10 protein-coding genes are annotated in these 15,183 nt (G+C 59.3%); 5 read left to right on the top strand and 5 right to left on the bottom strand.

All coding sequences use genetic code 11. From position 1 onward, the window contains the following. Positions 1-11 precede the first annotated feature (11 nt). Both B5527_RS08050 and B5527_RS08055 read right to left on the bottom strand, forming a co-directional pair. Positions 12-1,535 carry a solute symporter family protein gene (locus B5527_RS08050; protein ID WP_079600821.1) on the bottom strand — a complete coding sequence of 508 codons (1,524 nt, stop codon included), beginning with the start codon at positions 1,533-1,535 and terminating at the stop codon, positions 12-14. Position 1,536: 1 nt separating this feature from the next. Continuing rightward, complete coding sequence (locus tag B5527_RS08055) at positions 1,537-1,851, bottom strand: DUF485 domain-containing protein (RefSeq protein ID WP_079607151.1); 315 nt, start codon at positions 1,849-1,851, stop codon at positions 1,537-1,539. A 223-nt stretch (positions 1,852-2,074) separates the two neighbouring features. Here B5527_RS08055 and B5527_RS08060 point away from each other — a divergent pair, with 223 nt between their 5' ends. Beyond that, positions 2,075-2,959: a LysR substrate-binding domain-containing protein gene (locus tag B5527_RS08060; RefSeq protein ID WP_079607152.1), complete on the top strand. Its 885-nt coding sequence runs from the start codon at positions 2,075-2,077 to the stop codon at positions 2,957-2,959. Between the two features lie 401 nt (positions 2,960-3,360). Further along, positions 3,361-4,179 (top strand): hypothetical protein, encoded by an 819-nt coding sequence (locus tag B5527_RS08065; protein WP_154072090.1) that lies wholly within the window; start codon positions 3,361-3,363, stop codon positions 4,177-4,179. A 523-nt stretch (positions 4,180-4,702) separates the two neighbouring features. Here the strand turns inward: B5527_RS08065 and B5527_RS08070 are convergent. Beyond that, positions 4,703-5,308, bottom strand: coding sequence for a cytochrome b (locus B5527_RS08070; protein WP_079600823.1), 606 nt, complete (start codon positions 5,306-5,308; stop codon positions 4,703-4,705). A 547-nt stretch (positions 5,309-5,855) separates the two neighbouring features. After that, on the bottom strand, positions 5,856-6,110 hold the full coding sequence (locus B5527_RS08075) for a hypothetical protein (protein WP_154072091.1): 255 nt from the start codon (positions 6,108-6,110) through the stop codon (positions 5,856-5,858). Between the two features lie 221 nt (positions 6,111-6,331). Between B5527_RS08075 and B5527_RS43580 the strand changes: the two genes are divergently transcribed. The 3 genes from B5527_RS43580 (at position 6,332) to B5527_RS43585 (ending at position 8,554) form a co-directional block, all read left to right on the top strand. Further along, positions 6,332-6,475 (top strand): hypothetical protein, encoded by a 144-nt coding sequence (locus B5527_RS43580; RefSeq protein WP_154072092.1) that lies wholly within the window; start codon positions 6,332-6,334, stop codon positions 6,473-6,475. Positions 6,476-7,402: 927 nt separating this feature from the next. Beyond that, entirely contained in the window at positions 7,403-7,615 is a 213-nt protein-coding gene (locus B5527_RS08090; RefSeq protein ID WP_079600827.1) for a hypothetical protein, read from the top strand. 768 nt (positions 7,616-8,383) lie between these two features. Then, a complete protein-coding gene (locus B5527_RS43585; protein ID WP_154072093.1) occupies positions 8,384-8,554 on the top strand; it encodes a hypothetical protein in 171 nt (56 codons plus the stop codon). A gap of 818 nt (positions 8,555-9,372) precedes the next feature. Here B5527_RS43585 and B5527_RS08100 read toward each other — a convergent pair. Next, positions 9,373-14,907 (bottom strand): AAA family ATPase, encoded by a 5,535-nt coding sequence (locus B5527_RS08100; RefSeq protein ID WP_197689282.1) that lies wholly within the window; start codon positions 14,905-14,907, stop codon positions 9,373-9,375. Positions 14,908-15,183: the final 276 nt, after the last annotated feature.

Here is a 15,183-nt window from a genome sequence, read left to right on the forward strand (position 1 = left end):
CAGCTGCCCATCTACCCCGGCGCGACACCGGTGTGAACCTGAAGCAGGAATGCGTCGAAGCGTTTTTCGTTTTCTGCGTCGTCCGCCGAGATCAGCGTGCCCAACACGGCGCCGAGGAACCCCAGAGGCAACGAGACGATCGTCGGATTGACCAGAGGCCAGAGCGCGTCGGTGCCGCGCATCGCCGGTCCGATCATCGCCAGCACGACTGAAGAGATGAGGCCGACCGTCATGCCGCCGACTACGCCACCGGTATTGAACCTCCGCCAGAACAGCGACAGGATCAACACCGGGAAGTTGGCGCTGGCGGCTACGCAGATTGCAAGAATCACCAGCACCGCGACATTGACGCCCTGCGCGAGAATTCCGAGTGCAATTGCAAGCACGCCGATGACGACGGCAGCGATGCGCGCGATCCGGACTTCCTGTTTGCCGTCGACCTGTCCGCGCTTGATCCAGTTGACGTAGAAGTCGTGCGCAATGGCGCCTGAGGTCGACAGCGTCAGCGCCGAGACCACGGCGAGGATCGTGGCGACCGCCACCGCGGCGACGAAGCCAAGCATCAAATCTCCGCCGAAGCTGCCCTTTCCACCGCCGAGATATTGCGCGAGGAGCGGTAGCGTCAGGTTGCCGCCCTTGTCGGCGGCTCGGATCGCGTCCTGACCGACGTAATTCGCAGCGGCCAGTCCGAACAGCGTGGTGCCCGCGAAGAATGCGCCGGCGAGAAACATCACCCATACCACGGAACGACGGGCCGTCTTGGCGTCGGGCACCGTGTAGAATCGCGTCATCACATGCGGCAATCCCGCCAGCCCGAACGTATAGCCGAGTCCGAGCGATATCTGGTCGAACGGATTCGTCAGATAGTTTCCGGGCAGCAGATATTTGGCGGTGTATTTCTGTTCGGCATCGGCGAACAGCGTTAGCGGATTGAAATGCACCAGCGACAGGATCATCACCAAGATGGTCGCTCCCGCGCTCAGCATCAGCACCGCTTTGACGATCTGCACCCAGGTCGTCGCCAGCATGCCGCCAAAAGCAACGTAAACGATCATGCTGATGCCGACCAATATCACCGCCCAGTCGTAAGAAATGCCGGTTAGCAATCGCACCAGTACGCCGGCGCCTGCCATCTGCGGCATCAGATAGGCAAAGTTGACAACCACGGTTCCTGCAATGGCAGCAAGCAACGAGGTTCGCGTCTGCATCCGGCTGCGGATGACATCGCCTAGAGTATATTTTCCGGTGTTGCGCATCGGCTCCGCGATCAGAAACAGCACCGTGCAAAAGGCGACCAGCGGGCCAAGCGCGTAGAAAGCGCCGTCCATGCCGTAAAGCGCGGTGAGCCCGGTGAACCCCAGGAAGGCGGCGGCGCTGCACCAGTCGCCGGCCAGCGCAAATCCATTTTGCGCCGCGGTGAGCTGGCTGTCGGCGGCGTAGAAATCGCTCGTGGTATGCGTGCGCCTCGCGGCCCAATAGGTGATGCAGAGGGTGATCAGCAGGATGACGATGAATATGCCGAGCGTGAGGTTCATCTCAATTTCCCCGCCCGGAGATCTCCATCGTAGCCCTCGCGGCGAGCGGATCGAACTTGCCGGCGGCGATGCGCCCGTAGACGATCGCGAGGACCCATGACAGCAGATAGTTGAGCGCGATCAGCGCGAATCCCAGATTGACCGAGCCGGCGATCTTCATGCCCATCAGGTCTTTGGCGAAACCGGCGAATATGGTCAGGCCGACATAACTGACTATGAAAACGATCGTCATCGGCACCAGATACTTCAGCTTTTCGGCGATCAACTCCTTGACCGAGGCGTGCGCAACCTCAAGCGATGCCCCGTCGTGAGCCATGATTTCCTCCCGCGTCTTGAAATCGCGTCCTTCACGGTTTCGGCATCGATAATGCGATGCCGGAAAGCGCGGAGCGATTTGGGTCCCGCATTGCAGCGGGTTGGCCAGTCCGTGCATGTCGTCATACGCAGAGCCGACACTGCGACTTTACGGACGGCCTCCGAAGTGACAAAATGAATAATAGCGATGATCGATATCGTATTTGGCGATTATGGAGATCTCGATGAACTTCGATATCGACTGCCTGCGCTCTTTTCTGGTCATCGCCGACACCATGAGCTTTTCGCGCGCGGCGGAAACCGTCGGCCGCTCCCAATCGACGATTAGCCAGCAGATCGCGAAACTCGAAATTCAGGTCGGCAAGCCGCTGCTGACGCGGCGAAAGGGCCGTGTGCTGGAACTGACCTCGGAGGGCGGCAAGCTTGTGCAGTTTGCGCGAAAGATTCTGCAACTCAATGACGAGGCCTATGCCTCGATGTCCGATGAGATGCTAACCGGTTTTGTTCGTCTCGGTGTGCCGCTCGATTTCTTTGGGCGTGATTTCACGACTTGGCTGGCGCGCTTCAAGAACAGGCATCCAATGGTCGGACTCGAGGTTGAGGCCAATCAATCCGAAAGTCTGATGAAGCGCAGCATGCGCGGCGAGTTTGATCTCGCCTTCTTCAAACAAGAGACCGGTACAACGAACGGCACCGTGGCGCTGCGTGAACAACTGGTCTGGGTCAGTGGGCCGAATTATTCGGGCGATGACAATGAGTCGGTGCCGCTGATCCTATTTCCTGAAGGCTGCGCCTACCGCCGCTGCGCCATAGGCGCGCTAAAGGACCACAAACGATCCTGGCATTTCAGTTTCGTCAGCCCGAGTTTCGAATGCCTTAAGTCGGCGGCGGTGGAGGGTATGGGGATCACCGTCCTCGCCCGCGCGCTGGTCGCGCCGCCACTGCGGATCGTCCGTCATGGAATGCGTCTGCCGCAGCTGCCAACGGTGGAATTGGTGTATTCTTACGGCCGGCGCAGCAATTCGCGAGTTGTCAGCGAGTTGGCTAATTATTTGGCGGACAGCTTGACCGATGCGAGGCCAGCGACGGCGGTGACCTCGGTTCTCTAGAAGCCCCCTCTGGTCATGGGTGAAGGGATTCAGCCTCGACCGATCGACATAGGTGGAACCGTTTGCATCGCCCGCAATGCACATGCCACGATGAACGCGGCCTGATGGAATAGTTGGGCAGTCAGTCGCCCACAGCGAATGTTGTCGCCGCAAACCGATTTGACTCTGACATTCGAAAGGGTGCCGTTGCCAGAGGCCGCCCTCTTGTAATACAGAACGTACGATCTAAAATGCAAGGGCAATATCTCCAATCCCTACCAATTTGGACGAGTGACAATCGTCACCTGATGAAGCCACCTCTAATCGAAATAGCCTGTTGCGACACCGGTCTGTCGGACACGTCGATTAACATAACTGAGAGCACAGACGACATGCCTAGCGCCTTTTCACAGCTCCCCGTCATGCCCGAAATTCGGCAGGAAGACGCTTCTGCGGCCGTCGCCCGTATTTATTCCGATATCAAGCGCGCTTCGGGCACGCCGCTCGTTAATCTGATCTACCGGCACCTTGCAACCGTCCCAGGCGGCCTCGAGTGGGTGTGGGGCTGCATCCGCATGAATTGGGGTTATGATGGTCTGTTGAGGGCCGCAGCGGCCATGCCGGTCGCGAATGTCACGATAATTCTTCCCACATCGCTCTGGCGTATCGTCGGACTTTCCGATTCTGACCTCACGGGGATTCGCTCTCTTGTTCGTCAGTATAATTTGACAAATGCAGCCAATATCATTGGCATCACCGCGCTCGCCCATGTCGCGCGTAGCCCCGCTTGCTGCTCGAACGACGCCATGCTGGATTGGATGGAGGTACCCAGCGGAGCGCCGATTGCCGAAATTCCTTCTGTTCCGAAACTTGATGCACTAGCACCCGACATTAGGAGTCTGGTCTACTTCGTCAACGGCCTAGGGGAGGAAGGGCAGCCGACGATGGTCGCGAGCCTGTTCCGGCATTTAGCGCTATGGCCGAGCAGCCTTGCGGTTACCGCAGCACTCCTGACCCCATTGGCACAATCGGGAGAGCTGACCCGCCTGCGACAGGAAACGATACGGGCCGCCGAAAGGATTGCCGGTGAGTTGATATCGAGTCCAGGGGTGGGCTTTCCGCCTCCCCCTCAAGCGGCGCGAGAGGCCGTGCTGCGCGCGCTAGATCTGTTCAGGACGACCCTGATCGCCAAGATGCTGCCGGTTGGGCAAATTTTATCGCAGGCTCTCAAACCAGCTTAGCATTCAATTTTCCTGCGAAAAAATATTCGCCCCCCTGGGCGACGCGATGTGAGCCAAAGCACTAGGCTAAAAAAGCTAACGGCAAATAGGCGTAAGAATAGCCTGGCCGTAATTTTTCAAGCCGGGCCGATCTTCCGCTTCAGGTCCAGCTCTGTATCGAGGAAAAAGAGACTTATCGTCACGCACGACCGATAGTTGATCTTCGCCGCAAACGCTCAGGCGGTATAGCAAATGGCTATCCTTACCAAGGAAACTCTTACGATTTCGCGGGCGGCCGAAAAACTGGTGATGGCTTTTCCTCGTAAGGGCGGCCGAAGTCGCAAACCAACACGAAAGCATGATGAACGGAGACCTGAGCCGGAATTGGTACGCATTGCATCTGGCGATAGCGATAGGAATAAAATCCGACACCGGGCTCGGCGCGGCTATAAAAGCTTGCCCCGACCTGACCAAATTCGCTTAGCGGGAGCGGCCGCTTCTGGCGCAAAGCGACCGTTCATCCACGAACTGGCTGAAGCGCTGATCATCGTGTTCCGGACCGACAATGGTTCTGGTTGTCATGAGAGCGCCGGCCGTGATCCGATACCGATCCGGCGCGCTGTCCAAGGACTGGAATCATTCTGGCCAGCATGGTGTCCCGAAGCACAAAATGGTGGAAAAGCGCCGCCGTCACGTGGAGAGAAATCAGCGCTAGAAGCGACCAAATTAAGAAAACATGAACGTGGTACGTCATCGCGCTGACCGGATGTCCGATGGAAAAGCTGGAGCCGAGACGATCGATGTTCGGCAGCCTAGGAACGGCCGTGCATCCCACCTCTGACGCGACGATCCAGCCGGTCAGTGGCGTCAGCAACATCAAGGCGTACAGCGTCCAATGCGTGGACTCTGCGACGAGCCTAGAAATGCGAGAGCCGCCGCTCTCCACCTCGGGCCATGGCAACAGCGTCCGCAGGAAGAGCCTGACAACCACAAGACCCAGCACGGTGAGGCCGGCGTAGGCGTGCGCGACGAATGCCTCCTGGCGCGGACCATTCCCATAGCCGAAATACAGCGCTAGGATCATTGCCAAGGCTGCGGCCCAATGGGCGATGACCGAGGCGATATTGGGCCGTTTGAAGGGTTCGATCATCGGTATAAATGAGTGTTTGGGGAGTGAATTGTGCAGCGATGATCGCGTGCGATTTGACAAAAGCGGCCTGCCATCGATCGCGCTGCCCCGCCCCAACCGAGACCCGGCCGCGACGGGTTAGTCCCGTACGCAGGCGGTCTTGTGGTCGAGATCGAACGGTTCTGGCGAATGTGCCGAGCGGCCGTCGCCTCACACTAGGTTGCCTCTTTTCCTGCAAGCTTCTGGGCGAGCCATCGACAGACAGCAATATAGTGCGGCTTATCGATCGGACGTTGCTTGAATTTGCTTGAATTTGCGCAAAAATTGCATGATTGAACTTTTCATTGGTCGCGAGTTGACTAGGAGCCTCGCGACGGCGCAACGGAGGATTGCGGCCCGCCGACGTAATGCCAGGCGGATTCTTTCACTAAAGACAAAAGGCCCACGAACAACGCGCCAAGGTCCGTTCCTGGCACTTTTCGGACCTGACAGGCTCACCTGATGAAGTCCGTTCTTGAAGGGCAAAGCAGACATCCCCCTTCCGTTACTGGCGATTCGAAGTCCGTGTTCAGTAGCGCTTGACGCCGGCGGTGTGATTTCGGCGATGCGGCCGTACCGACATATGCACTCCCGACGCGTCGCCGAGCGGTGCCTGCGAGGCCATCGTACCCGAAAATCGGCGGCCATCGTTCGAATAGATGGAGAAGGTCGGGTCCTGGGCTGCGGCCGCGGCGGGCTCTGAGATCGCGTCCCATGCCGAGGCGGGCGTCACGAGGAGGGCGGAAAGAACAAGCGTCGCGCCCAAAAATTTGAAGCTGGTCATGCCATCCTCCTTGTCACTGGCGCGCAACCCATGCGCGTGCTGTCCATTGACATGATTGAGAGTTGGGCGTTGGCATTCCCCTCGCGCAGGGGTGGCGCAATCACGCTTCGGCGATCGGCGCGTGATGTCACACAGGATCAGAAGGTTTGCGCGACCTTTCAGGGGCCCCAGGAAGACCGCGCCATCGACGAAGCGCAGCTCCGGCGTCGCAGGAGCAAGCCATGATTGGAAAACCGTCCGCGATGGTTACGATCATTTTGGTAGTGCTTGCTGCCTTGGGCGGCATAGCCCTTGCGGCGCAGGATAGGTACACGCTGAAATTGGGCGAGCTTGCGTTTTCTGATTTCAGAGGATACGAGAACTGAAGAGTTGTCGCAGTCAGTCAGACCGTAACTCTGTTGAAAGTAATCGTTGCCAATGACGTGATGATGGACGCGTATAGGCAAAGCTTAGCTGCGGACGGCAAGCTTTTTCCCGAAGGCTCCAAGATTGTGAAATTCGAGTGGACCTTCAAAAAGAATACTGTCGCCCGTATTTCGTGATGGTGCCCGATAACCTCAAGGCAGTTGCCACAATCGAAAAAGATCCAGCAGATTCCCAGACACGCACTGATGGCATACGGCAGGTTTAACTAATGCCGCATCTGACACGTTTACGCCTGAAGGGAACGACGAAAAACGCAGATACGCGTGCCATACGACGGTAAATATTCATAGCGGATGGCTCCCATTTCGCTCGTGAACGCCTGACGGCCTTCCCTTGGCACCCAGATGCCGTGAGCGTGAGCCATCCACCTCATCTGTTATCGGCGGAAGAGCGGAAAATATCTGCTCGTTCCGAGTATTTCTCGGTGTGACCCATTGCGGAAGTGGTCGGCTTTAAGGGCGAGCGGCGCCATACCTTCGTATCGTTCCGTGCCCCCCTTTAGATGCCCGACCTTTACCTGCGTTCAATTGAGCCGCTGATCGTGATCGTCTTAGGCTGCATCCTGGAAAGGCGCACAGGCTGATGAAGTGCGACGCTGAAAAAAGGATGATCGACGAACAGCGACGATAATACCGAAAGGAGACTACGATGCCCAGCTGCTCCGAAAGTCTTAGATCTGGCAGAGCCGCGCGATGCGCAGTTTGTGAAGGCAAGTTTGGTCTCGTCCGGTACTACTCGCTGCGCACCCCCCTTTGTTCAAAGAAGTGCGTCGATCGCTTCAGAGCTCGCCGGGCGAGTGACTGCAATTGGCTGGGCTGGCTCCAAATCGCCTTAGACGAAGTGCCAGAGAACCGCGCGAGGGCACTATGACGTTCCAGATCTCACAACGAGGCGACGAATACTTAAAAACAGCACAGACTTTGCTCCGCGCTGCCGAAACCATGACTGATCGAGTGATTGCGGGTCAGCTTAAGGCCCTTGCCGACGACTACCAGCAGCGAGCTGAGAAAGCTTCGCATGTTGATGCCGCCAAAGCATTCGCTCGATCGGCTGCTAACGCCGAAGGCGAGTGTACATGACCTGATGGGCAGCTTCACAGCCCACCCTGCGATGGAGAAAACACGATGCGTAATTTCTTGGCTTTGGGCCTATTGATCACCCTCAGTGCTCCCGCTCATGCCGCAACGCTGCATCACTACCGCGCCATCATGTCATCATTCGTCCCGGCCTGAACTCAAGCTTCGCCGCCGTTCCGGGCTGGGCCTACGCACGATCGGCGCCGCCGGTCCAATTCGATTATTCGCCTAATCTCTCCACGCTTGGCGGCCAACCGCCGTGCGGATGTTGAAGATCGCTGGGATTCCCCGCTTGGATTTGGTCGACCGCCCCCCGGGAAACCGAGTCTTCGGCGTAACGCACAATATCCAGTACCCGTGCAAAGACCTGGTCGGCAACATCGACCGGTAGCGGTTCCTCGTCAAATGAATCGATGTAAGGATCCGTCATCGATGCAAGAAGCCTGTAAAGCGCGACGTGCTCTGGATCAGCGCTGGCTCGCGCTTAACTTCCGCTTCAGGGATGTGTAGGTCCGGAGGCCGTGATGCTGTGTGCTCAGCCAACTCTGTAGTTCGGATATGTTTCATCTCTCGATGCGAGAAGAAACGGCCGACCGTATCACGTACTGACGCGGCTGCCCCTAACTCCTGCCGTACCGGTCTTGATCGTAGGCCTTCAGGATGCGGACAAAATCGGCCATGCTGGATCGATCCCGGTTTTCGGCCATAACCGCAACCTGAGTATTGGACGCGGGCTGGCTCCTTTGCCAAACCCGCAGTAGGAGATCAGCGATGTTTTTCATGGCGTACCCTCTGCAGCCAACTGTGGCAGTGGACACTAATTACTGGAGCGGCAACGCGCCGCTCGATCAAGAGAAGGCCGGCGGGCGCTACGCCGCCGACCTTGCCCTGCAACTGCCGGCTCGCGGGCCGGTTCCGTTGCTTTGCACTGCGCTTTCATAAGTAGCACCGAGCACCTGGTTGACGCCATTGGGCGCGGGTATGAAGTGACCGCACTGAGGTAGGCTCGGACTAGTGAATCGGGATAAGTCGACTAAAGCGATGGTTTAATCACATGTTCAGACTGTCCGAGGAGTCGCGGGCAGGGAACTAGCGGCGGAGCGGGGCAGCTCATAAGCGTGCGCAGGCGCGGCCAGCAGTCACTCTGCGCTGTCCGTGTGCGCCGGCAATGTGAATGAAAAATGGCACCACGAGGTTCGTTGGCGCCGCTAAAGCGCTGGGCATCGATATCCCCGCGCATTGCTCGGCCGCACGAGGTGATCGAATAAGTGCGCCAGCCGCAAGCTGGCGCGATCCAGCCGGCGGAAGTCCGGCCCAAGTAAGGGGTAGCACCCGCTTGGTAGCGAGTGTTGCGTGGCCACTGGCGACAGGGATCAACACGCCCTACGAAATCATCGCGCGAGCATTGCGCGAGTCAGGCCTGCCGTAATGAAATTGCACCCCATTGCATCTTATTGGAGTTGGCATCCGGCGGCCTCGCGTTACAGGCGAAGCTCGCGAGAACGGACGTCTTACCTCGATTGTAATTGTCACCGCTCGTTCAGACGCGTGAGTTTCTGTTCGGGCGATGAAGGCGTGGCGCTCGAGTACCTGATCAAGCTCTCGACAGCAAGAACCGGTGGCTGCCGTAAGACTCGGAAGTTGCGCCGGCGCTCGCGTAAAGTCGAGGCGACGCACCTTGTCTGACAGCGATCAGATACGGGCAGCCAGGGCTGGCGCGCTCACCGAACCAAAGATTGTGGACGGACCGAATGATCCAATCACGATCCAATGTCTTCGCACGCAGGAACGATGAATTCAAAGATGGCGCCATGGGGCACATTCGCGGTCGCCCACAACTGGCCGCCGTGAGTTTCGATGATCGAACGGCAGATCGACAGCCCGAGCCCCAAACCGCCGGGCTTCGTCGTGTAGAAGGCGTCGAAAAGCCGATCGAGAGTCGCCGGCGCCAGTCCGGGACCCGAATCTCGCACCAGCACGAGCACGCCGCCCGGCTCCGCCTTCCGGCTGCTGATGAATAACTCTCGCTTGATATCGCTGGCGCTCATAGCTTCGATCGCATTCATGATCAAGTTGAGGATCACCTGTTGCAGTTGCACCCGATCGCCATGAATGAGTGGTAAGCTATCCGCGAGGTCCGTCTGCACCGAGACGTTATTCTTCACCGCTTCGCCCCGGGTGAGCTCAATCACCTCGCGGATCCCGTTATTGATGTCCAGGCGCTCGTTCCGAGTTGGCTCCTTCTTGAAGAGAGCGCGAATCCGGTCGATGACTTCACCAGCGCGAACGCCGCTCTCCATGATGAGTTCGAGCGCCTCACGGACCTCCTCGAGATTTGGCGGATGGGCGCCGAGCCACCGTAAACCGGCATGGGCATAGGTGATTGCCGCCGCGATCGGTTGATTGATTTCGTGCGCAATCGAAGCCGATAATTGCCCCATCGTTGCGACGCGGTTCGCGTGCGCGAGCTCCATTTGCACTTCGCGGTATCGCCGCTCGCTCTCACGGGCTTCTGCTTCCGCCCGCTTACGCTCGGTCAGGTCGAGTACGAAACCGACACCCTCATTCGGCCTTCCCTCGAACAGGGTTGCACCGACCAGCACCGGCACGCGACTCCCATCTTTCCGGAAATATTCTTTCTCATATGGTTGCGCAGTTCCACTCATCTCTAGCTGTGCTGCCCGGCGGTCGTCTGCGCCGCGCCATTCGGGAGGCGTCAAGTCCCTCCAGCTCAAACCAGCGATAAGATCGCCGCGGTCATATCCTATGATGCGCCGATAAGCGTCGTTGGCATCAATGATCCGACCGTCGGCGCACCACGTAAAGATGCCTATGATATTGGAGTCGACCAGCCGTCTTATCTTCGCCTCGCGGTCCTGCAGATCATCATAGAGACGGATATTCTCCAATGAGATCGCCGCCTCGGACGCTAAAAGTTTCAGGACGACGATCCGGTCGGGCGTGAAGACGTGCGGGGCCAAGTTGTTCTCGAGGTAAAGCACCCCAACCAGTCTGCTTTCCTTGAGCAGCGGCACGCAGAGAATTGAACGTGCGTGGTGCCCTTGAATGTAATCATCGGCGGAAAACTGTTTATCGCCTGCGGCATCGTGCAGAAGAACGCTCTCTTTCTTCCGAACGACGTAGTGGAGCACTGACAGTGGAAGATCCGCAGCGGTTACGCTCCCTTGCCGCGGACCGACAGCCACCGTATCGCTGCTTGTCGTGGCTTCCGCCAGTATTCGATGCTCGTCGCCTCGCGCAAGGATCAAGAGACCTCGCTCAGCACCCGCGTGCTCAACTGCTGTACGCATGAGCGTGTCGATCAGCTTCTCCAGGACGATCTCGCCCGATATGGCTTGTGAGAGTTTCATTACGGTAGCAAAGTCCAAATGCTCGGCGGGTGTCAGGATCGTGCTCGTCGGATCGGGCAGCGGCTTCTTATCTCTGAGGTGCGTATACAGCGTGTCGAGTTGCCGTACCTTGCCATCGGCCCCCCATTGCAGATAGCAGTCGCGGGCGTCCCGCAAATACGTGTGTGCAATTTTGTCGAACCCACGTGCCTTGTAGAAGCGGGAGGCGAGTTCATAAGCGAGTGCCTGATTGTGAATAAAGCCGTTGGCGCGGGCCGAGCGGATGGCCTGTTCATAAAGGCGCATAGCGCCAAGTTCATCGCCGTCGATGCGAGCGATCTCGGCGGCGATCAGCGCCGCACGGTCGAAAAAGTTCTCCGAGCAGTTTTCCGCCCATAACCGCAGCTGGCGATGGTGGGCGGCCAAGGCCTCCAGGTGCTTGGTACGTTCCGCGGCGGGCGCTGCATCGCAAAGCGCCGCCCGCGTCAGCGCGGCGTAGAAATGGTACTCTGCCAACTCGAAGAATGACAGCGACGTCCAGAGAAGCCGTTCGGCGTTCGCCGCCGCCGTCATGGCGGAAGCGTAGGCACCCGCGAAGAAGCGCGCCTGCAGCTTGCGAATCCAGTACCAACAGGCGGCGATCGCCAGGTGCGGCTCTTTCTCCAGATGCTCCTCGAACCGGCCCTCGTCGAACTCGGTATCGTTGAAGGAGGCGAACTGCGGGGTCAGACCGCGGAGAGTCCGGATGAGCCTAAGCTGGGTGGTTAGGCGGTCAATGATCATAACGAACCGAGCCTGGCGCGCGAAGTCGAGTCCGGCTTCGGCCTCGCGCTGCACGTCACCAAGCTGATCACCTGTGGCAAGGAGGCTTGTGATCAGATAGTTGCCATATGCTGCTGCATAGGTGAGGTCGCCGAGTTTGTTGGCCGCATCGAAGCCGTGCCGCACCAACGGCCGGCCGACGCGGATGGGCTGCGTCCACGGAATAACGCGGTGCCCGAAGATCAGATAGACGCGGGCTTCGAAGCGACGCAGCCCGCGCCGCTCCACCAGGTCCAGGCCGAGCTTACCGAAGCGAAACCCGGCCCGGTAATCGCCGAATTGCGGGCCGAGGATCGTGCCGAGCCCGACGTAGGCGACGCATGATCCGTCGCCGTTGCCGTGCTCCATGCTGAGGTTCGCCATCCGACAGATGACGAGACAGGACAGATTCTCGTCGGTAAACAACGCGGGCGATAGGACTGCAGTGAGGACGTCCATGGTCGCGCGCCACTCCGGGTTGGTCATCAGAGGTAAGTCGACGAGGTCTTCAATCGAGCGACTACCGATCGTACGCCAGAGGCACTCGTATTCTTGCCGGACATCCTGTTTCGTCGGGTGCGCCGACCAGTCAACGCCGACGCGCCGAAGATAGTCGAGACATACCTCGATGGCGCGGTCGGCGCGGCCAAGGGTCGTGAAGAGCTCCACCCGCAGATGGGTTACGGCGGCGAAGTCCACAAGCCGACCCGCGTGGCTGGATAGCATCAACAGCCGTTCTTCCGCTTCCGCCAGCGCACCGGTGAGAAACTCGCATTCGGCCCGGTTGAGCTCCAACGCGAACACGAGCTCATGCCGGCCCTCCCAGTCGTCCTCCGTGAGCAACGTCACACCCGCGGTGAGATAGGTGAGCGCCGAGCCATAGGCCGTAGACGTCTTGGCGCGCTGGCCCGCGAGGAGGTTGAGCTCAGCGAGATGCCCACGTTCCTCTCGAGATATGATCAAGGCGGCGCCGCGGTTGAGTTGATTGACGATCTCGAAGATGACCTCTTCCCGCTTGTCGGGAGGGGTGTGCGACAGGAGAAGGCGCCCTATTCGCAGGTGGGCCGCGGCGCGCGACTCCTCCGCGATCAGCGAATAGGCGGCTTCCTGGATACGATCGTGGACGAACCGGTAGGCACTCGCCAAGCGTTCGAGCAAGTCCTGACGGACGGACGGCCACAGCGCCGCGTGGACCTGTTCCTCGGAGGTCCCGAGGACGATTGCAAGTGTCGTGATCTCGGCGAGGTTTCCGAGACATGCCATAATCTGCAGCGCGTTCTGCGTTTCGGCCGATAGGCGGGTAAGCTTCGCGACCATGAGGTCCACGACGTTGTCGGTGTACCCCTTGGCGTGAATGCGGTCGAGATCCCAGGACCAGCCCGCAACATCATGATCGAAGGTGAGCATTCCCTCTTCTGCTAGCGAAGACATGAACTGAATGGCGAAAAACGGATTGCCACCGGTCTTCTCGTGCACCAGCTGCGCGAGCGGCGCGGAGCGCTCCAACTCGCAGCGAAGAGCGTCCGCCATCAACTGCCCGAGATGCTCTCGGGCGAGCGGCGCAAGCTTGATCTCCGCCACTTTTGCGCCGGCGGTCTTGATAGCATCGAGCTTTCGCATTAGCGGATGAGCGGTTGTAACTTCGTTGTTGCGATAAGCACCGATCAGAATGAGGTGCGTCAGATCCGACCGCGTCAGCATATCCTCCAGCAGATCGAGCGTCGCTGCGTCGAGCCATTGCAGGTCGTCGAGGAACAGCGCGAGGGGATGTTCCGCACCTGCGAACACGCCGATAAGCCGACGGAATACCAATTGGAAGCGGCGCTGCGCATCCTGTGGCGGAAGTTGAGGGACGAGAGGCTGCTCTCCTAAAATAAGCTTCAGCTCTGGGACGAGGTCGATCATGAGCCGTCCGTTCGGGCTCAACGCCTCCAGAAGGACGGCGCGCCAGCGCGCCAACTCGACCTCGCTCTTGCCGAGAACCCAGCGGATCAGGCCTTGAAAGGCTTGGGCCAGCGTGGCGTAGGGGACATCGCGCTTGTATTGATCGAACTTGCCAGCAGCGAATAGCCCGCGCGGCGGCACCATTGCTTTGTGCAGCTCGTTGACGACCGAGGATTTGCCGATGCCGGAATATCCCGAGACTAGCACGAGCTCCGGCGCGCCGCTTTGAACGATGCGCTCGAAAGCGTCGAGCAAGGTTTTGACCTCACGCTCTCTCCCATAGAGCTTCTCGGGGATCAGCAGTCGGTCTGGTATGTCGCCTTGCCCAAGCGGGAAGTCGTCGATGCGCCCCTGACGCTCCCAATCGGCAAAACAGCGGCGCAGGTCGCGCTCGAGGCCCGCGGCTGTCTGGTAGCGCTCCTCGGCGGTCTTGGCGAGCAGCTTCATGATGATGACCGAGACCGGCGTCGGGACATTCTGCACCCGCTCGCTCGGCGGCATAGGCTTTCTGGCAATATGACAGTGCACCCATTCCATTGGATCGGTCGCGGTGAACGGCAGCGAGCCCGTGAGCATCTGGTAGAGCGTGACGCCGAACGCGTAGAGATCGCTGCGGGAATCGACCGAGCGGTTCATGCGGCCGGTCTGTTCGGGCGCCATATAGGCGAGCGTGCCCGCGATGAACTCGGGCGGCGTCGGCGCTTGCCGCTCGCGTGGCAGGCGGGACGCAATGCCGAATCTCGTAAGCTTGACCGCTCCGGTCACTTGGTTCACTAGAATATTGGCGGGCTTGATGTCCTTGTGGACGAGGCCGCGCTGGTGGAGCTTGCCCAGAGCCACAACAATGCTGATTGCGAGACGCAAAAAGCGCCCCACGTCCATCGGAGTGGCTAGCCGCAGGTCGAGCGGCTCGCCGCCGGGATCCTCGAGCACCAATATGGTCCGACCGCCTTCGCGAATAAGCTCGAGCGGTCGGGCCGCCCATGCGGCGTCGAGGTCGTCCTTCAATCCATATTCGTGCGTGAGGCGATCGAGGGTGGCAGGCGCCGGATGCTCGGCGGAGGGCAACACCGCCAGCACGGCGCTGCGGTTTCCGTCGGCGCCCAGGCGCCATCCTCGGCAGAAGACGCGATCACCGTCCTCCCACAAGACCTGGAACCCGTCATCTCCCTCAGTGCTGAAGCGAGAACCTAGTTTCAACTGCAGGCCTCCGCCATTAAGCCGAGCGGGCCGCTATCAGGCTGACAACTTACTACGTCCATCTAGTCCAGCTGAGCAGGAGTTTACCATATACCAGGCAGTCTGGCGACCGTCTGGTACTGTGAGGACGCTATAGGGCGAGCGGGGAGGGGTATGGCACCTTCGGCGCGGTTCAACAGCTAACGACGGACCGCCCCATGTCGTAATTTTTTGACGCGAGCAGGTCCCGCCCCGCCCTCCAGCAAAGATAGCACGCTATTTCCCCGGGCATTTGAA

The organism is Bradyrhizobium erythrophlei (assembly GCF_900129425.1).
Lineage (GTDB): Bacteria > Pseudomonadota > Alphaproteobacteria > Rhizobiales > Xanthobacteraceae > Bradyrhizobium > Bradyrhizobium erythrophlei_C.